General features: G+C 71.7%; 12 protein-coding genes and 1 rRNA gene. 8 read left to right on the top strand and 5 right to left on the bottom strand.

Going from position 1 to position 19,704, the window contains the following annotated elements; genetic code table 11:
* Positions 1–8: 8 nt before the first annotated feature.
* From AABA78_RS08065 to AABA78_RS08055, 3 genes are all read left to right on the top strand, one after another.
* Complete coding sequence (locus tag AABA78_RS08065) at positions 9–6,539, top strand: HEAT repeat domain-containing protein (protein ID WP_338262403.1); 6,531 nt, start codon at positions 9–11, stop codon at positions 6,537–6,539.
* Complete coding sequence (locus tag AABA78_RS08060; protein ID WP_338262402.1) at positions 6,536–8,395, top strand: SWIM zinc finger family protein; 1,860 nt, start codon at positions 6,536–6,538, stop codon at positions 8,393–8,395. Before AABA78_RS08065 ends, AABA78_RS08060 begins: the two co-directional genes overlap by 4 nt.
* 396 nt (positions 8,396–8,791) lie before the next feature.
* On the top strand, positions 8,792–10,237 hold the full coding sequence (locus AABA78_RS08055) for a reverse transcriptase family protein (protein ID WP_338262401.1): 1,446 nt from the start codon (positions 8,792–8,794) through the stop codon (positions 10,235–10,237).
* A 7-nt stretch (positions 10,238–10,244) separates the two neighbouring features.
* On the opposite strand, the gene AABA78_RS08050 is transcribed toward AABA78_RS08055, so the two are convergent.
* Complete coding sequence (locus AABA78_RS08050; protein WP_338262400.1) at positions 10,245–11,234, bottom strand: alpha/beta hydrolase; 990 nt, start codon at positions 11,232–11,234, stop codon at positions 10,245–10,247.
* Between the two features lie 171 nt (positions 11,235–11,405).
* Between AABA78_RS08050 and AABA78_RS08045 the strand changes: the two genes are divergently transcribed.
* From AABA78_RS08045 to AABA78_RS08030, 4 genes are all read left to right on the top strand, one after another.
* Entirely contained in the window at positions 11,406–12,929 is a 1,524-nt protein-coding gene (locus tag AABA78_RS08045) for a GMC oxidoreductase (protein ID WP_338262399.1), read from the top strand.
* Between the two features lie 102 nt (positions 12,930–13,031).
* Positions 13,032–13,658 (top strand): TetR/AcrR family transcriptional regulator, encoded by a 627-nt coding sequence (locus AABA78_RS08040; protein ID WP_338262398.1) that lies wholly within the window; start codon positions 13,032–13,034, stop codon positions 13,656–13,658.
* Complete coding sequence (locus AABA78_RS08035; RefSeq protein WP_338262397.1) at positions 13,655–14,860, top strand: multidrug effflux MFS transporter; 1,206 nt, start codon at positions 13,655–13,657, stop codon at positions 14,858–14,860. The genes AABA78_RS08040 and AABA78_RS08035 overlap by 4 nt, the downstream gene beginning before the upstream one ends.
* Before the next feature lie 67 nt (positions 14,861–14,927).
* Positions 14,928–15,812 carry a class I SAM-dependent methyltransferase gene (locus AABA78_RS08030; protein ID WP_338262396.1) on the top strand — a complete coding sequence of 295 codons (885 nt, stop codon included), beginning with the start codon at positions 14,928–14,930 and terminating at the stop codon, positions 15,810–15,812.
* Positions 15,813–15,852: 40 nt separating this feature from the next.
* Here AABA78_RS08030 and AABA78_RS08025 read toward each other — a convergent pair whose 3' ends face one another.
* The 3 genes from AABA78_RS08025 to AABA78_RS08015 form a co-directional block, all read right to left on the bottom strand.
* Positions 15,853–16,029, bottom strand: coding sequence for a DUF3606 domain-containing protein (locus AABA78_RS08025; RefSeq protein WP_338262395.1), 177 nt, complete (start codon positions 16,027–16,029; stop codon positions 15,853–15,855).
* Positions 16,030–16,150: 121 nt separating this feature from the next.
* The gene (lnt, locus tag AABA78_RS08020; RefSeq protein ID WP_338262394.1) at positions 16,151–17,770 is read right to left on the bottom strand and encodes an apolipoprotein N-acyltransferase; all 1,620 of its coding nucleotides are present in this window, start codon (positions 17,768–17,770) and stop codon (positions 16,151–16,153) included.
* Entirely contained in the window at positions 17,767–18,396 is a 630-nt protein-coding gene (locus tag AABA78_RS08015) for a hypothetical protein (protein WP_338262393.1), read from the bottom strand. Before AABA78_RS08015 ends, lnt begins: the two co-directional genes overlap by 4 nt.
* A gap of 80 nt (positions 18,397–18,476) precedes the next feature.
* On the opposite strand from AABA78_RS08015, the gene AABA78_RS08010 reads away from it, so the two are divergent.
* Positions 18,477–19,334: a hypothetical protein gene (locus AABA78_RS08010; RefSeq protein WP_338262392.1), complete on the top strand. Its 858-nt coding sequence runs from the start codon at positions 18,477–18,479 to the stop codon at positions 19,332–19,334.
* Between the two features lie 122 nt (positions 19,335–19,456).
* Here AABA78_RS08010 and rrf read toward each other — a convergent pair.
* Positions 19,457–19,573, bottom strand: a 5S ribosomal RNA gene (rrf, locus tag AABA78_RS08005).
* Between the last annotated feature and the right edge of the window lie 131 nt (positions 19,574–19,704).

Raw genomic sequence — 19,704 nt, 5'->3', positions numbered from 1 at the left:
ACGACACCATGGCCAACCTCTCCATCGGCAACATCGAGAAGGTCCGTGCGCTCGCCGCCAATGCGCGCCTGCTGCTCGTGGGCGGTACGCGCGCGGCCGCCGACAGCCGCCTCACCGCGTACGACGCAGCGAACAACAAGGTCCTGTGGACCAGCCCGCTGCCCGCGCACGTGCTGGGCCTCGCGCTGTCCGGCGAGCAGTTCGCCGCGGCGGGCGCGGACGGCACCGTGCGCTTCGGGTCGCTCACCGACGGCACGGTGAAGTTCCAGCTCCACAACGCGCACCCCGGCGGCTGCACGGCGGTGGCGGCCAGCCCCGACGGCAAGGTGCTCTACACGGCCGGCGTGGACGGCTTCGTGCGCGCCTGGGACTGGGACAGCACGAAGAAGCTCAAGGAGTGGAGCGCGTCGTCGCAGCCGCTGCGCGCGGTGGCGGTGGACCCCACGCACACGTACGTGGCCTGCGCGGGCGATGACAGCGTGGTGCGCGCGTTCACGGTGGCGACGGGTGCGCGCCGTGACATGCCGGGCCACGAGGGCGCGGTGCGGGCGCTGGCCTTCACGCCGCGCGACGGCCGGCTCGTCTCCGCGGGCGACGACGGGAAGCTGCGCATCGGCTACCTCGTCGGCGCGGTGGAGTTCGAGGTTCGCGGCGACAAGGACAGCGGCCACGCGGGCTCCGTGCTGGGGCTGGTGTTCCCGCCCACGCCCCAGGCGGAACCCGGGCAGGACCCCGCGGAGCGCATCGCGTCCGTGGGCAGCGACGGCAGGCTGAAGGTCTGGCGCCTGGACGAGCGCCGCAAGCCGCGCACCTTCGAGCTGGGCAGCAAGGCCCTGAGCGCGGTGGCCTTCGCGCCCCCGGCGAACCCCCGTCAGGCGAAGCAGCTGCTGGGCTTCCTCTTCGTGGGCGGCGAGGACCGCCGGGTCACGCGCATCACGCTGGGCACGGACGGCAAGCCCACGGACGAGACGACGGCGTACGGGCACGGCTTCGACGTCCTCAACGAGGCGCTGAAGGCCGCCCTCCCCCGCCGCGAGGCCGCGGTGAAGGAGGCGGTGGCGCTCCAGGAGCCGGAGGCGCTGGACTTCGTCCTGGGCGTGCTGTCCTCGGACAAGGACCTCGTGGCGCGCCGGCTGGCGGCCACGGAGCTGGGCAACCACGGCCGCACCGCCGCGCGGGCGAAGCTGCGCGAGCGGCTCAACGACGACGACAAGACGGTGCGCGCCGCGGCGCTGGAGGCCCTGACGAAGCTGGAGACGGAGTCTCCGCTCGCGGCCCCTCGCGCGGCGCTGGACTCGCGCTTCGTGGACACGCGCGTGCAGGGCCTGCGCCTGCTGGCGAAGCCAGGCAGCGCGTCGCCGCTGGTGCCGGGGCTCATCGCCAGCAAGCTGCCGGACACGAACGCGGAGGTGGGCACCGCCGCGCTGGACGCGCTCACCACCGTGTCGCCCAAGGGCAGCACGGAGCCGCTGAAGCTCGCCTTCGAGCGCGGCCCCGCGGCCCTCAAGGTGGAGGTGCTGCTGCGCGCGTCGGTGGCGGGCCTGCTGGGAGACCCGCGCCTGCAGCCGCTGGTGGCGCGCGCGCTGGACGACGCGGACCGGGACGTGCGCCGCGTGGCCTTCGCGGTGCGCGTGCTGGAGCGCCGCCCGCTGGCCGCCACGCTGGAGGCGAAGGACGAGGAGTTCGCGCGCACGGTGCGGGAAGTGGCCCGCATGCTGACGCTCCAGGCCAGGCGCACGGCCGGGGACGCGGAGGCGAAGTTCACCACCGACGCGGAGCTGGCCGCCTCGCGCGAGCAGCTCTTCGGAAAGACGGCCGCCGGCACGGCGCTGACGGAAGCGGACCTGGAGCCGTTGCTCGCCGCCATGGCGTGCCGCATGCCGGACACGGCGGTGCGAGGAGCGCGCGTGCTGGCGCAGCTGGGTGACGGCCGCGCCCTGGGCGCGCTGCTCCAGCTGTCGCGCGAGGACGACGCCGCCATCCGCCGCGAGACGGCCACCGCGCTCCAGGCGTTGCAGGATCCGCGCGCCCGCGAGCGGCTGGTGTGGATGCTGGACGACGCGGACGGGGACGTGCGCGCGGCGGCGTTGACGGCCGTGGTGGCGCTGGACTCGGACGCGCCGCTGTCCGCCGCGGAGGCCGCGCTGCGCTCCGGCCACGAGGACGTGCGCGTGCGCGGCCTGGACCGGCTGGTGAAGCTGGGCGCGAAGGCGGAGGGCGCGGAAGGCCTGCTGGGCGACGCGCTGGAGGACGAATCCGCCAAGGTGCGCGGCGAGGCGTTCCGCACGCTGTGGGCGTGGAACGACCAGGAGCCGGTGAAGGCGCTGGACCGCGCGCTGGCGGGCCGCTTCCCGGACCTGCGCACCCGCGCGGTGGAGGTGCTCGCGCAGAAGGGCACCGACGACTGGGCGCTGGAGCGGCTGAAGAAGTCCGTGGACGACCGCGACGCGGGCGTGGCCACCGCCGCCTACGAGGCGTGGGTGAAGCTGGCCGGCAAGGAGAAGCCGGAGCCGCACCTGGCCGCGCTCAACACCCCGCACCCGGCCCTGCGCGAGAAGGCCGCCAAGGCCTCCGTGCACGCCCCGGCGGAAGCCATGCGCTCCGCGCTCCTCAAGCGCGTGCAGGACGAGCACCTGGACGTGGCGTTCGCGGCGCTGGAGTCGCTCGACAAGCTCATCCCGAACGAGAACGGGCCGCTGCTCGCGGGCATCGCGGCGACGGCGCTGCCGGTGCGCGTGCGGGCCGCGGAGCTGCTCGCCCCGCGCGGCGCGGAGGACATCATCGAGCCCATGCGCGGGCTCATCACGGACAAGGACCTGGAGCGGATGTACCCGCCCGGCTTCCTCGTCCCCCTGCGCATCCGCGCGTCGCGAGCGCTGGCCACGCTGGGCTCGCGGCGCCTGCTGGGCTTCTATGCCACCACGCTCCTGCCCAACGAGCTGACGGACCTCCAGGAGCAGGGCGCGCGCGGTCTCGCCACCGCGAGCCGCCGGGGTGACGAGGGCGCGCTGCTGGATGCGCTGGGCCACTCGCTGGTGGCGGCGCGTTCGTGGGCCGCGGACGGCCTCGCGCGTCTGGGTGACGTGCGCGCGCTGCCGGTGCTCACCGGGAACCTGCGCCATGAGCACCTGCCCATCCGGCTGGGCGCCATCCTCGCCTTCGCGGCCCTGGGCCCCGAGGGCGACGGTGGCCTCTTGCACGGCCTGGAGGACTCCGCGCGCGAAGTGCAGGAGATGGTCTTCGCCATCGTGCTCGCGCGGGACCTGCGCGCCAGCCGCGAGGGCGGACCGCCGGACCTGCTGACGAGCGCGCTGTCCAGCGGCCGTCCGGAGGTGCGCTACGCCGCGGCCCGCGCGCTGGAGCTGCGCACGGAGCCGGAGGCCTACCGCGCCCACCTGGTCGAAGTGCTGCTGCCGCCGCGTCCGGAGAAGGCCGGCGACATGAAGGACTGGCCCGCGGAGGAAGAGCGGGCCAAGCGCGTGATTGGGCTCGCCGAAGCCCTCTCCAGCGGTCAGCCGGAGCAGCGCTACGCGGCGGCCCAGGTGCTGCTGCTGCGCAACAAGCCGCTGGACTACTTCCGCGAGGCGCAGAAGGTCGCGCGGCCCAGCTCGCTCCAGGCTCCCTGGAAGCCGGAGACCGCCCAGGGCGCCGCGCACGTGGTGCAGCCCTCCACGCCGGAGAAGCAGGGCACGGCCTCCGCCACGGGCAAGAGCTGGCTGCGCCGCCTCTTCTCCGCGGTGAAGCCGGCGGAAGGCGCGTCGGCGACGCCGCAGTCGGCGACGCAGGCGGAGCGTCAGCACCTGCGCCGCCTCGCCTTCGGCGCCTACGTGGGCCTGCTGCGCCAGGTGACCGCGGGCGACGAGGAAGGCCACCGCGTCCGCCGCGACGCCGTGGACCGCGTGGTGAAGCTCACGCAGGAAGGCTACGCGGGCACGTCCGCCGCCGTGGCCGCCCTGCTGCGCGCGCTGGAGGACCCGCACCAGCTCGTGCGCCGCGCCGCGCTCGCGGGCCTCAAGGAGCTGTACCCCGCCGGCAGCGACGAGCCGCTGGCGCTGGCCCTCGCGTCGCTGGCGCCGGACGTGGCGCGCGCGGCGCTGGAGGAGCTGGCGGAGCGCGGTGACAAGGCCCGTCCGCGCGTGACCGCGGCGCTCAACTCGCCGCTGCCGGAGGTGCGCAAGTCCGCCTTCGAGCTGCTGGAGAAGCTCAGCCCGCCGGGCAGCCTGGAGCCGCTGCTGGCCGCGCTGGGCAGCGAGCACGCCGACCTGCGCGTGGGCGTGATTGAACGGCTCGCGGGCGCCAACGACTCGCGCGTCACGGAGGCCCTGGGCCGCGCGATGGGCAGCGAGCACGAGGACCTGCGGCTGCGCGCCGCGGAGCTCCTCGCGTTCCGGGGCGACGACCGGGCGGTGGAGGTGCTGGGCACCTTCCTGCGCTCGGAGACGCCGGCCGTGACCCGCCGCGCGCAGGAGGCCCTGGCCCGCCTGGGGACCTCCGCCGCCGTGGCCGCGCTCGCCGCGCGCCTGTCGGTGGCCACGGAGATTCCGGAGCGCACGAAGCTGGTGGCCGCGCTGGGCCGCACGCACCGCGTGGACGCGCTGGACGTGCTCGCGCGCCAGAGCGTGGAGGACGAGGCCCCGTTCGTGCGCCTCACCTGCGTGACGGCCGCGATGCAGCTCACCTGGCCGCCGGAGCAGGAGAAGCTGGACGAGGACGAGCGCGAGCTGAAGAAGCGTGACGCGGCGCTCGCGGTGCGCTTCCTGCGCGTGGCGGTGAAGAGCCAGGACCCGGAGGTCCGCAAGGCCGCCGCCCGCGAACTGGAGCACGGCAAGAGCGAGGGCCAGGACGCGCTGCTCGTCCAGCTCTTCAGCGACCGCGACGTCACCGTGCGCGCGGCGGCCGTGGAGCACTACTCGAAGCGCGTGGTGGAAGAGGGCGCGGCGGTGGAGCCCCTGGAGGAGATCCTCCGCGCCGGGGCCCGGGAGCTGATGCTGCCCGCGGCGGAAGGCGTCGCCCACCAGCGTCGCGCCAGCGCCCTGCGCCCCCTGCTCCTGTACGCGCGCGCCGGTGAGCCGCACGAGCGCGGCCGGGCCCTGCTCGCGCTGGGCACCCTGGGCGACGTGCGCGCCCTCTCCGAGCTGGAGACGGTGGCCGGCGGAGGCACCCCGGACGCCCCGGCGGAAGAGGACATGGTGTTCGCCGCCATCGAGGCGCTGGGCCGGCTCGCGAACCGGATGCCCGATGGCGAGGACCGCCGCCGCATCGAGGAGAAGGTGGAAGCCGCGGCCACGGATGGCAACGCCTTCCAGCGCCAGGAAGCCGGCGTGCGCGGCCTGCGTGCCCTGGGCGGAGAGCGCGCCCGGGTGAAGCTGGAGGCGCTGCTCGCCGACGGCGACACCGACGACGACGTGCGCCGCACGGTGGCGGAGGAGCTGGGCAGGTTCGGAGACCCGGCCGCCGAGGCCGCGCTGGCCGCCGCGCTGAACGAGGAGGACGACGACCTTCGCGCCGCCGCGCGCAAGGCCTTGGACGTCCTCTTCCCCAAGGAGCGCACGCGGGTGGAGTTCCTCGCCGTGCAGAGCGAGCACGAGGACATCTCCGAGCCCGCCGCCACCTACCTCGCCAGCGAAGGCGACCCGGCCCTGCTCGTGCCCCGGCTGGCCACGCTGGACAACGCGGAGCTGCGTCTCCGCCTGCGTCGAGGCCTCGCCCGCCGTGGCGCGATGCCCGTGCCGGAGGTCATCGCCCTGTTCGGCCACGACAAGCCGGAGGCCCGCGAGGAGGCCGCGCGGCTCGTGGGCACCTGGACGGGTGACGCGCCCGAAGCCGGCGCCGTGGACACGGCCGGGCTGACCCGCGCGCTCGTGGCCGCCGAACGGCGCACCGCCACCGCCTGGGCCACCGCGCAGCCCGCGAAGAAGGACCCGCTGGCCGCCGCCTGGGAGCGCCTGCTCTGGGCGGGCTCACGGCTGGGCGCGAAGGAGCTGGTCGCGACCTCCGCCGGAATCCTCCGCCAGGGTGAAGCCCAGGCCCCCGCCGCCGTGCGCCAGGAAGCCGCGCGGGTGCTGGGACGGATGAAGGCGAAGAACGAGGCGCAGGCCCTGCGCACCGCGCTGGGGGACCCGGACGCGAACGTACGCTCCGCCGCCGCGTCGGTGCTGGCCGAGCTGGTGCCCGCCGAGGCCTCGGCCTGGGCGCTGGAGGTGAAGCCCTTCGACCCGGTGGCCCTGGGCCCCACGGGCGCGAAGGTGGCCTCGTCCGCGCTCACGGCCAGCGAGGCCCGCCGGCTCGCGGTCCCCGCGCTCCTGGCGAAGAAGGACCTGGAGCCGCTCAAGTCCGTGGCCGCCGACGCGAAGCCCGAGGTGAAGCAGGATGCCTGGGCCGCGCTGGGACGGCTGGGTGGAGACGCCGCCGCGGAGCTGCTGAAGACGGCGGCCTTCGACAAGTCGCAGTCGGTGGAGCTGCGCAAGGCGGCCTACCGCGCCCACAAACGTGCACGCCGGGCCGCTGAGCGCGCCCGGAAGGAAGGTCAACCGTCGTGAGCACCGCAACCGCACGTCATCCCGTCGCGCTGAACTACGCCGCGGAAAGCGACGTGGTCGTCACGCCGGACGCCTCGCGCGTGCAGCTGGCCCTGGAGGGCTCGCGCGGCACCGTGGGCGTCAGTGGCCAGGTGAAGGACCCCACCCTCTTCCGCGACGCGCTGGCCGCCGCCTTCGCGGTGCTCTCCAGCGACCTGCGCTACCGGGGCCGCGACCGCACCGCGTACCTCGCGTACCTGATGAAGCAGGGCAAGCGCGCCAGCGCTCAAATCTGGGAAGCGCAGAAGGCCTTCCTCGACAACGCGCTGGAGGGCGAGGAGAAGAAGGACGCCGTCCTGGACCCCGTCCTCACGGTGGATCCGGACCAGGTGTCGCTGGAGGTCTTCTCCCGTGACGAGAGCGCCTACGCGCGCCTCGCCTTCGACAACAGCCTCTTCGACAAGCGCGAAGCGGCGCACGGCTCCACCTTCCTGGACGTGCCGCAGGACCTGCCCGCCCGGCTGGACCGCCTGCGCGCCTACGCCCCGGTGACGCTGGAGGCCCACGTCGCCCCCACCGCGAAGGCCACCCCGGCCACGGAGCCCCGGGCCCCGCGCACGGTGGAGGTCCCCCACGCCTGGCTGCGAGGCTTCCTCCAGGTGCAGTCCGCCGCGACGCTGCCGGCCACCACCTGCTCCATCGCGCCCATCGACCTGTACAACCTGCTCTTCGCGCTGCGCACCCGCCGCTCGAAGAAGGCCCCCCGCGCGCTGCGCTTCGAGCTGGTCCCCGGCGCGCCGCCCCGGCTGGTGCTGGAGCCCTGGGAGCAGGTGCTGGAGTGCCACGGCGGCGCGTACACCGGCAGCGCGCCCGCGGTGGTGCGCACCTTCGGCCGTCAGCGCCTCGCCGCGCTCGCGCGCCTGCTGCCCCACGCGAAGAGCGTGCACGTGCAGCTCATGGGTCCGGGCCTGCCGGTGTTCTGGGTCATCGACCTGGGCGTGGCCACGCTGACGCTGGGGCTCACCGGCTGGACGGAGAGCGGCTGGTCCAGCGCCGCCGCCTTCGACGCGCTGATGCCGCGCGACGTGCCGGACGGCCTGGCGGAGAAGCTGCGCCAGCGCCTGCGCCAGGACGGCCCCCTCCCCTTCGACGTGCTGACGAAGGACGCGGGCGCCCCGAAGGACCAGGTGCGCGCCGCGCTCCAGCTCGAATGCCTCCGGGGCCGCGTCCTCTTCGACGTGGCCCGCGGCACCTACCGCCCGCGCGAGCTGATGCCCACCCCGGTGGACGAGGCCGCGCTGCGCTACGGCAACGAGCGGGAAGCCCGCGCCCACCGCCTGCTCGGCGACGGCGGCCCGGGCTCCGGCGAGGTGAAGCTCACGCAGGTGCACGACCTCGTCGGTGAAGGCACGCGCATCCAGGGCGAAGTGGTGGACCGCGAGGCGGTGCGCAGCTTCTTCCCCAGCTTCACCATGGACCTGGAAGGCCGCGTGAAGGACGCGGGCTGCGGCTGTCCGCACTTCCGCCGCTCCGGGCTGCGCGAAGGCCCGTGCGAGCACATGCTCGCGCTGCGCCTGGCCTACGCGCGCCGCCGCGCCGAGGAAGAGGCGCTGCGGCAGACGCCGGAGGGCCGCAAGCTCATCCGCGCGGAGACGCGCGCGTACGTGCGCCGGGACCCGGCCACGGGCCTGGAGCAGGTGTATCGCGTGTCACTGGACGGCAAGGTGGTGGCCCTCACGTGGGGCCCGCGCCTGGGCGACTCGCGCCACCAGCGCCTGTGGTTCGACTCGGACACGGAAGCCCGGACGGCGTACTTCAGCCGTTTGGAGAAATTGACCGCGGACGGCTACATCGACGCGGCCTCGACTCTGGTGTAAACCCTCAACCAACGGCCCGGCCGCCGACGGGGCGGCCGGAAGGACTCAGGTGCCGGACGACAACTGAATAGCGAGTAGTCGAGAGAGGTCTGGACTGCATCAGCCTCAGCGCCTCGAGCGCGGGAGCGGCGTTGCGCCGCTCTGGTTGAAATGCTGGACACTCTCCGCAAGGTAGCCTGTTCTTGGCTCTCTCCCTCCGGTGCACTGGTACCCGGGCGGGAAGCGGAACCAACGACGCAGCCGCCGTTTTCCCACCCGGGTACCAGTGCACCGGAGGGGAGAGCCGGTGAGGCTACCGTGCCCCAGGTGAGCTGGTGGTGCCTTCCTGGCCTCCCTCGACTACTCGCTTCGTCCCGCACCCCGTCCTGAGCCGCCGCGCCCGTCGAAGGTACCTCGATGACCGCCAAGCTGGAGTCGTTCGTCCCCGCCGCCCCGCCGCAGGCCGTTGCTGAAACCACGCCCGCCGCCGCTCCCAACACCGCCGCGAAGCGCGAGGCCGCGAAGGCCGCGCACGACGCCCTCCTCACGCGCTGGAAGGCCATCACCGACGCCGGCGGCACCGACGAATGGGTGCAAGCGCAGCTCGTGGCGAAGGGCGCGCTCGCGGATGAAGTCGACTTCTCCTCGCTGAAGGAGAAGGAGAAGACGGCCTGGAAGGAGAAGAAGAAGGCCGAAGCGGTGGAGCGCCGCGCGCTGGAGCGCCAGGCCCACGAGGCGTGGAAGGCCACGCACGTGAACCACCTGGGCGTGGGCATCCACTGGAACGAAGCCGGCGGGCCGGACAAGTTCGACCTGGAGCACCGCGAGGAGCGAGCGCGCCAGAACGGCCTGCCCACGCTGGACTCGGCGGAGGACCTGGCGAAGGCGCTGGGGCTGAGCGTGTCCAAGCTGCGCGGCTTCGCGTTCCACCGCGACGTGGACACGGGCTCCAACTACGTGACGTGGAGCATCCCCAAGCGCACGGGCGGCGAGCGCACCATCACGTCGCCGAAGCCGGAGCTGAAGGAAGCGCAGCGCTGGGTGCTGTCGAACGTCGTGGAGCGGCTGCCGGTGCACGGCGCGGCGCACGGCTTCGTGGCGGGGCGCTCCATCCTCACCAACGCGCTGGCGCACCGGGGCGCGGACGTGGTGGTGAAGGTGGACCTGAAGGACTTCTTCCCCACGGTGACGTGGCGCCGCGTGAAGGGCCTGCTGCGCAAGGGAGGCCTGCCGGAGAACACCTCCACACTGCTGGCGCTGATGTCCACGGAAGCCCCGCGCGAGCGCATGTCCTTCCGGGGCAAGACGCTGCACGTGGCGAAGGGGCCGCGAGCCCTCCCGCAGGGAGCGCCTACCTCACCGGGCATCACCAACGCGCTGTGCCTGCGCCTGGACAAGCGGCTGTCGGCGCTGTCGCGCAAGCTGGGCTTCACGTACACGCGCTACGCGGACGACCTGACCTTCTCCTGGACGAAGGCGAAGGCCCCCAAGGCCCGCCGCGCGCAGGGAGCCCCGGTGGCGGTGCTGCTGGCGCGAGTGAAGGACGTGGTGGAGACGGAAGGCTTCACGGTGCACCCGGACAAGACGCGAGTCGCCCGCAAGGGCAGCCGTCAGCGCGTCACGGGGCTCGTGGTGAACGAGGCGAAGGAAGGCACGCCCGCCGCGCGAGTCCCCCGCGACGTGGTGCGCCGCCTGCGAGCGGCCATCCACAACCGCCAGAAGGGCAAGCCCGGCCGCGAAGGCGAGTCGCTGGAGCAGCTCAAGGGCATGGCGGCGTTCCTCTACATGACGGATCCGGTGAAGGGCCGCATGTACCTGGATCAGCTCGCGAAGCTCGAAGCCACCCCGCCCGCGCAGGCGTAGCCGCCGTTCAGCGGGCCCCCGCCTTCGTCCGCCGTGAAGGCTTCTTCGCCGGAGCCTTCTTCTTCTCCACCGAGGGCGTCGGCGCCACGGCTGGAGCCGTCTCCACGACAGGAGCCGGCTTCAGCGCGGCATCCGCGAACGCGCGCAGCCTGCGCGGATACTCCTCCGGAGCGGTCGCGACGAAGTTGCCATGAGACGCGCCAGGGATGCGCCACGTCTGCGCATACGGCGCGACGTGCGCGAACAGCTCATCCAGCAGCGGCTGCCCGGACTCCTCCGTCCCCGCGACGATGAACAGGGGCCGGGGCTTGATGCGGTCCACCGCATCGAGGGTCCGCACCTCATCCAACGCAATCCCCCGCCGCCAGAACGGAATCAGCGCCCCCGTCTGCGTCACGACGCCGAAGCGCCGGAAGTCATAGGCCGCCGCCAGCCAGAGCGTGTTGAACGGCGACAGCAGCACCACCGCCGCGACCTGCGGATCCTTCGCCGCCACCTCCGCCACCGCCGCGGAGCCGATGGAGAACCCCAGGGCCCCGACGCGCGCGGGGTCCACGTCCGGCTGCGCCCGCACATACGCCAGCGCCGCGCGCACATCCTGGCGCTCCTTGTCGCCCCAGGTAGATGTCTCGCCGCCGCTCTGTCCATGCGCGCGCAGGTCGAACAGCAGCACCCCGTAGCCCGCGTCGAGCAGCACGCGGGCCTCCGGCAACAGGTCCATGCGCGTCTGTGACAGGCCGTGCGCCAGCACCCACGCCGCCTTGTTCCGCGAAGGCACGTACCAGCCGCGCAGCTCCACCCCGTCGTCCGTGCGCAGCGTCACCTCGCGCGCGGAGCCGAAGTCCGCGGGCAGCACCGCCGCCGGCTTCGGGTAGTGGAAGTACTGCTCGGAACGCCACGCCGCGCGGCCGGCCAGCGCCAGCGCCGCCACCAGGACGGGCAGCACCAGCACGCCCAGCACCCGCCCCCACCGGATTCGCTTCAAGAGCCCAGCCATGTCCGTCCCTCTCCGACAGCAAGCGACCAGTACCAGAGGCGGAAGCCCCCGCCCCGGGCTTGTGTTGGCACCCTCCAGGCCCTTAGACCCTATAGGCACCAACAGGCCCCTGGTTTACAGTTTAGGCGAACTTTAGCAGCGGCGGCAGAAAGACCGTCCGGGTGAGCAGGCATGAAGACGTCGAAGACGGTCTATGACGCGGTGGTGGTGGGTTCGGGCGCCTGTGGCGGCTGGGCGGCCAAGCAGCTGACGGAGGCCGGGCTCCAGGTGCTGGTGCTGGAGGCGGGCCGGAGTGAGAAGGCGGACCGGGCCCTCCACTTGATGCACCGCGTGAAGCAGAAGCTGGGCTACCGCATCGAGTCGGACTCCGGCCGGACCTCGCGCCAGTCCGTGCAGTCCACGAGCTTCGCCTGGCCCTTCCATCCCCACGCCTTCGTGGATGACGTGGACAACCCCTACACGACGCCGGACGACGCGCCGTTCGCCTGGATCCGCGCGAGGCAGGTGGGCGGGCGCACCGGCGTGAGGAGCCACGGCCGCCAGTTCTACCGCCTGTCCGACTTCAACTTCCGAGCGGGCAGCCTGGACGGCTTGAGCCCGGACTGGCCGCTGACGCTCGCGGACCTGGCGCCGTCCTACGAAGTCGTGGAGCGGTGGATGGGCCTGCGCGGCAACTCGGACGGCGTGGACACGCTGCCGGACTCCGTCTTCGCCGCCCCCGCGCCGCTGTCTCCCGGTGAGGTCCGCCTGCGCGAGAAGGTGAAGGCCCGCTGGCCCCAGCGCCACGTCGTCGCCCGGCGCACCTCGAACGCGCCGGTGACGCTGCCCGCGGCGCTGAAGACAGGGCGGCTCACGCTGCGCTCGCACGCCATCGCCAGCCACATCCTGCACGACCCGACCACGGGCAAGGTGACGGGGGTGTCCTTCATCGACGCGAACTCCGGCACGTCCGAGGAGGTACGCGCGAAGGTGGTGGTGGTGTCCGCGGGCACCATTGAATCCACGCGGTTGCTGTTGCACTCGCGCAACCGGGCGTTCCCGGACGGCCTGGCGAACAGCTCGGGCCTCGTGGGCCGGCACCTGATGGACCACATGTACCTGCAGGGCATCGAGGCGCGCATGGGCCTGCCCTCGCACCTGCAGCAGAAGGAGCACGGCTGGGCGTACATCCCCCAGTTCCGCAACGTCACCGAGCGCCACCCGGACTTCGCGCGAGGCTACGGCGTGCAGGTCTTCACCTTCGACGACCAGATGCACCTGGTGCCCTTCGGAGAGATGCTCCCGCGCCCGGAAAACCGCGTCACCCTGAGCGACACGGTGAAGGACCGCTGGGGCATCCCCGCGGCGCACATCGAGTGCCGGCACTCCGACAACGAGCTGAAGATGACGGAGGACGCGGCCACGTCCTGCCAGGAGATGCTGGAGGAGGCCGGCTGCACGGTGGAGAAGATCAACAAGACGCTCTCCAAGCCCGGCATGGCCATCCACGAGGTGGGCACCGCGCGCATGGGCAAGGACCCGAAGACGTCCGTGCTCAACCCCTTCAACCAGAGCTGGGACGTGCCCAACCTCTACGTCATGGACGGCTCCTGCTTCCCCTCGCAGGGCCCGCAGAACCCGACCCTGACGATGATGGCCGTCACCGTCCGCGCCTGCGCGCACCTGGTGGGCGAGCTCAAGGCCGGCCGCCTCTAGAGTCCCTCGGAAGCTGGAGACGCAAAGGGGCCCGGAAGGACGGGCCCCTTGCACGGCTGGCGCGGATTGGTTACCTACCAGTCAGTAACTAATCCCGCGCCCATGTCCCGTCCCCCTCGAGTCCTCGACCCGGAGATCGACGAAGCCGCCCGAGCCGTGTTCCTGGCCCAGGGCCCGTCCGCTCCGCTGCAGGACATCGCGAAGCGGCTGGGCATCTCGCAGGCGGCGCTGCTGCACCGGGTGGGCACCAAGGAGGCGCTGATGTCCCGAGCCCTCCGCCCCGTGCCCCCCACCGCCCTGGCCCTCCTGGAGCCAGGCCCCAAGGAACGCGTGTCCATCGAGGACCAGCTCCTGGAAGCGCTCCTGCACCACCGGGACTTCCTGCGCCAGTTGGTGCCCTGGTTGTTCGTGCTGCACTACTCGGGGCTCGGCGGAGCCAGGGCCATGCAGTTGGAGACGCCGCCGCCCGTCGCGCTGCGAGAGGGCCTGACGAAGTGGCTCACCCGGGCGAAGCGAGCCGGACGGGTGGACCTGGCCAGGCCCGGGGCCGTGGCGGAAGCACTCTGTGGAGCGCTGGAGGCCCGCTGCTTCAACGCCCACGTAGGAGGAACCACCTATGCCCCCGGCGACGACGAAGCCGTGCTGCGCCAGCTCATCCGGGTGCTGCTGCCCCCACGGGAAGCGCCGGCGCGCGCCCGGAAGAAGCCGCTGAAGAGGAAGCCAGGATGACGACCGCCACGCCCAAGCTGTCCCGCTCCACGGAGGGCCCCGGGCTGATCCTCCTCCTGGGAGCGCTCATCGGCTTCGGGCCGCTGTCCATCGACATGTACCTGCCGGCGTTCCCCTCCATCAGCGAGTCGCTGCACGCGACCGCCGGCGAAGTGGAGCGCACCCTCGCGACGTTCTTCGCGGGGCTCGCGGTAGGGCAGCTCCTCTCCGGTCCGGTGAGCGACCGGTTCGGCCGGACGAAGCCGCTCTACGCGGGTTTGCTGCTGTACGTGCTGGGCTCCATCGGCTGCGCGACCGCGCCCTCGGCGGAGGTGCTCGCGGCCTGCCGGTTCGTGCAGGCGCTGGGCGGTTCGGTGGGAATGGTGACCTCGCGAGCCGTCGTGAGGGACCTGCACTCGGGAGCAGCGGCGGCGCGCATGATGTCGCGCCTGGTGCTGGTGATGGGTCTGGCGCCCGTCCTCGCACCGCTGCTGGGCGGCTGGGTGCTGAGAGCCGCGGGCTGGCGAGCCATCTTCGGAAGCCACGCGGTCATCGGCCTCATCGCGCTGGGAGCGGCCTTCGCCATCCTGCCGGAGACCGCGCCGCCGAGGAGCGGAGCGCCCCGGTCCCGACCCTTCCAGGCCATGTGGGGCATCACGAAGGCACCAGACTTCCTGGGGCCCGCGCTGGCGGCGGGGCTCTCGCAGGCGGGGATGTTCGCGTACATCAGCGGCTCGCCCTTCGTGTTCATCACGTTGCACGGCGTGAAGCCGGAGCACTTCGGCTGGTTCTTCGGAGCGAACGCGGCGGGGCTGGTGGCGGTGTCGCAGCTCAATCACTGGCTCCTGGCGCGCGCCTCACCGGAAAGGGTGTTGAAGCAGGCGGTGCGCATCGCCGCGCTCGCGGGGCTGGCGCTGGTGGCGGTGGCCGCGACGGGCTTCGGTGGACTGTGGGGCATCGCGCTGTCGCTGTTCGTGTTCGTCTCCAGCCTGGGAGCCATCACGCCCAACGCGACGGCGCTGGCGATGGAGCAGCACGCGAAGCAGGCAGGCATCGCATCAGCGGTGCTGGGAGCGCTCCAGTTCCTGCTGGCGGCCGGAGCCTCCGCGGCGGTGAGCGCGAGCCACGACGGCACGGCGAGGCCCATGGCCCTGGGAGTCGCCATCGCAGCCCTGCTCGCCCTGGGAGCGCTCGGCCTGACGAAGCGGGCACGGCGGCCCTGAGCCGCGCCCCCTGCGTCCCGAGTGCGATTGACACTCTGGAACGAGGCACCCGATGGTGCGGTCCGCGATGCTTGCTCCCTTCTACTCTGCCTGTCCGGTCTGCAAGGAGACCGGATCCCGTCCGGTCGTTGCGTTCCGCGAGCTGAGCTACGGCCGTTGCACAGGCTGCGGGCTCATCTACAAGCGCGAGCAACAGCCGGGCCTGGGCGACGGCTACGAGGAGAAGTACTTCAAGCACAACCGCGCGAAGTACCTGAGCCGCTGGGACCACCGGGTGCGCAAGTGCCTGCGGCAGGTGTTGGTGTGCCTGGAGTACGCGCCGCACGCGAAGGACCTGCTGGATGTCGGCTGTTCAGCGGGCTACGTGCTGGAGGCCGCGCAGCGAGCGGGGCTGAAGGCCACGGGGCTGGACTACTCACAGTTCTCGGTGAACCTCTGCCGTGAGCGAGGCTACACGGCCGAGTACGGCTCGCTGACGCAGCTGCCGTTCCCGGATGCGTCGTTCGACATCATCACGCTCAAGCACACGCTGGAGCACGTGGACCAGCCCATGGACGGGCTGCGTGAAATCCAGCGCGTGTTGAGGCCGGGAGGGGTGGCGTTCGTCATCGTCCCGGACGCGGCGTACTACAAGATCATCGTGATGCCCCGGAAGGGCCGCTCGTTCCGGCCGGACCGGCGAGGCTGGCAGCACCACGTGTACTTCTACGAGCACAACCTCGCGGACGCCTGCGCCCGGGCCGGGATGCAGCCAGTGAAGGCAGGCAAGGACATCCTCCGCCGGAGGCTGGCGAAGGGCGCGAGGGCCCCCTACGAATACGTGCGCTTCGCCTTCCTATGGGCCTGGGTGCAGGTGTGCCGGCTGACGCACCTGCGAAGGGAGATCCAGGTCATCGCCCAGAAGCCCAAGACAGACGCCCAGCTCCCCGCCCAGAAAGCCGAAGCCGCCTGAACAAGGGCTCCGGCCCCAGTGCCACGGAGTGGGGGCGTTTCTACTTACCCAGGTGGCGCTTCACGTCGGCAGTCATCACCCCCACGGCCTGTACGGCAGCGCGCAACTGCGCCGCCGTGCACCCGAAGTGGGCGCACCACCAACTCACCTCCCAAGGCTCGTTGACGTTGATCCGCGCGCGGTCCTTCGGTCCCCGGTTCTTGAGATCGTCGCTCATGGCAGCTCCTGTGAAGAGGTTGCGCCAAGAATCGCGACGCCTCGCACACCCCACCATCCCTCGTCAGAGGTAGAGGCCAGGGTCGAAACGCCAAGGTAAAATCCGGGCGGGACCGAAGTGCTCACACCGGGACGGGACCAGGCCGTTCCACGCCGCGCCGACGGATCCACGCGCCCAGCACCACGGAGAGCACGAGCGCAACGGGTCCCAGCCAGTCCCCCCACGCCCCCGCGAGCGAGCTCAGCCGATCCGCCGTAGGCACGCGCATCACGGTGCTGGCGCGCTGGTTGTCCTCCAGTTCGGAGGTCCACGTCCCCGCCGGGTCAATGAACGCGGAGATGCCGGAGTTCGTCACCCGAACCTGCGCCGTACGCGTCTCGATGCTGCGAAAGGCCGCATGCATCAGGTGCAACCGGGGCGCGGGGGTACCGGAGAACCACGAGTCATTCGACAGCGTGAGGAGCAGGTCCGCCCCCTGGCGCACCTCCGCCGCGACGTAGTTGGGAAAGAGCGCCTCGTAGCAGATGAGCGGAGCGACCTTGAGCACGCGGCCGCCGTTCAGCCGGAAGTCCACCAACCGAGGGCCAGGACCGCGCTTCCATCGGCCGGTCCAGGGAAGCCAGGCGCGGAGCGCGGGCGTATCCACCGCGTCCGGAACCCACTCCGTGAGAGGGAACAGCATCGTCTTGCGGTAGGCGGCCTGCGCCAGTTCGCCCGTAGCGGAGGGCCCCAGGAACATGGCGGCGTTGAACTCGCGTTCGCCGTCCAGGTCGTACGTGCCGAACACCAGCGGCACACCCCGCTCCGCGACCCACGCACGGATCTCATCATCCAGGGCGCCGCCGTCCTCGCTCTTCGGAGTACCGAACGTCGTCGGATACACCGTCTCCGGCCACACCAGCAGGTCCAGCGGCGCCGAGCGCAGCAACGCATCCGACATCGCGTAGTGCGTATCCAGGATGTTGCGAACGACCTCGTAGGTCCCCTGCTCCGCGGCCATCTTCTCGATGTTGGTGATGTTCGCCTGAACCGCACCCACCACCAGCGACTGAGCCGAGTGCACCGCCGCACGCACCTGCCCCAGCCTCACCCGCCCGTAGCCCCAGCCAGACACAGCGAGCACGACCGCGAGGACCACCGGCCCCAGCCGCAAGGCCCGCCGGGAAGCCAGCCCCTGCGCCACCGAGACGACACACTCGTTGATGAGCAGCAGGACCAGCGTAAGGCCCGGAGCGCCGGCCACGTCTGCGCCCTGGCGCAGCGTCTCCGAGGCATAGAGGCCGTGGCCCAGCGTCTCGGCGAACAGCTTGGGTGTGAACCACTCGGTGCCCACATACGCGAGGGCGGTGAGCACGGGAGGAACCCAAGCAAGGTGAGGCGCCTCTCCCACCTGCCGGCGCGCGTACCACCGCACCCAGGCGGCGGTAAGGAACTGGAGCTCCAGCACGGGAGCGATGAGCAGGAACACGCCCCAGCACAGCCACACCGGAGCACGCGAGTACGCCGCGATGGCGCCCGGGAACCAGCCGAACACCGCCGCGGTGAACGCCACCGACAGCAGGATGCCCAGGGCCACGGCACCACGAGCGGAGGGAACCCGATCCACCGCCGCGAGCCACGGCGCCATGGCCACCGCGCCCAGCCACACCCAGCCCGGGTTCAGCTGTCCGAACAGCGAGAACAGCACGGTGGTCGCCGCGACGCCCAGGAGCGCCCCGGCCCACCCCTTCACAGACGTCACTGCGAGTCCCCATCCTCGACAGGAATCTCCAGCAGCCGGTGGGGCATGCCAGGGGGCGCCAGCTCCTCGGGCACCACGCGGTTCTCGGGGATGGGGATGGGCTGCCCGTTGGCGTCCTTGGGCGTGAAGTCCGGATGGAACATCAGGATGGCGGCGAGCGGCTGGCCGTTATCCGTCGTCTGGTAGTGGCGCATGAAGCCAGGGGGCAGCTCGAAGTCGTCGGGCACGACAAGCCCACGCTTCAACGGCTTGGTGCCGCGCTGGTACAGCGCCGTCCCGCTCTTTCCTTCCGGGGGGGGCGGCTCATCAACGGGCATGGGAGCGGGCTCCTCCACGGGCGTGGTCGCGGCGACGGGGACTGCTGCAGGGCGCACGGATGGGCGCGCCGGAGCCAGGGAGGGAGCCACCGGCGCGGGGCGCGCGGCCACCACGATGGGAGGCAGGTCGTCCACGGGAACGGGGCGGGAGAGCCACCAGAGGCAGAGCCCCACGCACAGACCGGTGATGGCCAGGGCCCCACCGATGAGCCAGGGACCCACGCCGCCAGGGGATTCGCGCGAGGGCGTCACCCGCGTCACGCCATCGGAATCGGTGCGACGCTCAGGGCCAGGCTGCGGGGAACGCATGTTCTCGGGGGGCCTCCAGGGTGCGTATGCTACGGAAGCCGCTCGCGGAGAGGCAATGCGCGCGCGGCCATGCCCCTACCATGACCGTCGACGCGTCCGGCCCCTTCCCCGTCCACGCCTTCACGCCTCGGCTGCGCGCAGTGGGAGCGCTCCTGCACGCAGTGATGCTGGGCACGCTCTGCTTCTTTACCGCGCTGCTCTTCAAGGACGTGCTCGCGGGCACCCAGACGCTGCTCCCCGAGCCACTGGCGACGGGCCTGGCGGTCGGAGGAGTGTTGCCGTTCATCGCGCTCCACCTGCTGCGCCTGGGCACGAGGGCCACGGTCACGGTGCGTCCAGAGGGGCTGGTGCTCACCCAGCGAGGGGGAGCCCACTTCGAGATTCCATTCGAAGCACTGGAGTCCATCCACCCGTGGCGTCTGCCCGTTCCAGGCCCGGGGCTCACCTTGCGGCTGCGCACAGGACGGACATTCGACCATGGCCTGGAGATCCAGGCGCCCATGCCGCTGCTCGCGGCGATGGGAAGTCGGGGAGAGGCGCGGAACGACCCGCGGGTGAGGTATGCGCAGGCCCGAAGCGAGAAGTGGCGCAGGCGTTGGTACGACCAGGCATTGAAGTACGGCCTGGTGCCCGGAGTGCTCGCGGGCATCTTCTTCCGGGCACACCAGTACATCTCCTTCGGAGGTCCGTTCGGAGAGCTCCAGATGTACGGATGGACGGCGTACCTCACGTCCTTCATGCGCACCTGGCTGCCAGTGTTCCTCGCGCTGTTGCTGTTTGGCTGCTTCTGGAGGGCCCTCGCCGAAGCAGTGTGTTTCAGCGCCGCATGGCTGGGCCCGAGATGGGCACGCAACGTCCGCATCGGCGCTGAATGGAGTTGCCGGGCGCTCTATTATGTCGCCCTCCCCGTGTTTCTCGCGGTCCGCCTGCTGGGCTGATTCGCAAAGACAGTCTCCAGCGAGCGCGGATCAGCGCTCGAGCCAGAGGGGCGGCGGGGAGAAGCGAAGCCCGCAAAGACAAAGCCCCTGGCGCCTTGCGGCACCAGGGGCTTTCAAAAAGAATCCGGCAGCGACCTACTCTCCCACGCGGTTTCCCGCGGAGTACCATCGGCTCTGGAGGGCTTAACTTCCGTGTTCGGGATGGGAACGGGTGTGACCCCTCCGACATTGCCACCGGAAAAACGAATGACGGTGCATACGAAGGGTAAGTTGCAAGCTTCTGCTTGAATGAAGCCTCTTCAGAAGATGAAGAAGCAATTGAGAATAGCTGATGTCTTCCGGGCGGACGCACATGGTGGCGTCCTGGCCT

Origin of the sequence: Corallococcus caeni (assembly GCF_036245865.1) — a bacterium.
GTDB lineage: Bacteria > Myxococcota > Myxococcia > Myxococcales > Myxococcaceae > Corallococcus > Corallococcus caeni.
Note: the sequence above shows the minus strand (reverse complement) of the source record. Positions and strands in the feature narration are given on the sequence as shown.

What these genes read in the sequence shown, in the direction of transcription:
- AABA78_RS08065 (WP_338262403.1), top strand. Translation starts at nt 9, where the DNA reads ATGGCCAACCTCTCCATCGGCAACATCGAGAAGGTCCGTGCGCTCGCC.
- AABA78_RS08055 (WP_338262401.1), top strand. Translation starts at nt 8,792, where the DNA reads ATGACCGCCAAGCTGGAGTCGTTCGTCCCCGCCGCCCCGCCGCAGGCC.
- AABA78_RS08050 (WP_338262400.1), bottom strand. Translation starts at nt 11,234, where the DNA reads ATGGCTGGGCTCTTGAAGCGAATCCGGTGGGGGCGGGTGCTGGGCGTG.
- AABA78_RS08045 (WP_338262399.1), top strand. Translation starts at nt 11,406, where the DNA reads ATGAAGACGTCGAAGACGGTCTATGACGCGGTGGTGGTGGGTTCGGGC.
- AABA78_RS08040 (WP_338262398.1), top strand. Translation starts at nt 13,032, where the DNA reads ATGTCCCGTCCCCCTCGAGTCCTCGACCCGGAGATCGACGAAGCCGCC.
- AABA78_RS08035 (WP_338262397.1), top strand. Translation starts at nt 13,655, where the DNA reads ATGACGACCGCCACGCCCAAGCTGTCCCGCTCCACGGAGGGCCCCGGG.
- AABA78_RS08030 (WP_338262396.1), top strand. Translation starts at nt 14,928, where the DNA reads ATGCTTGCTCCCTTCTACTCTGCCTGTCCGGTCTGCAAGGAGACCGGA.
- AABA78_RS08025 (WP_338262395.1), bottom strand. Translation starts at nt 16,029, where the DNA reads ATGAGCGACGATCTCAAGAACCGGGGACCGAAGGACCGCGCGCGGATC.
- AABA78_RS08015 (WP_338262393.1), bottom strand. Translation starts at nt 18,396, where the DNA reads ATGCGTTCCCCGCAGCCTGGCCCTGAGCGTCGCACCGATTCCGATGGC.
- AABA78_RS08010 (WP_338262392.1), top strand. Translation starts at nt 18,477, where the DNA reads ATGACCGTCGACGCGTCCGGCCCCTTCCCCGTCCACGCCTTCACGCCT.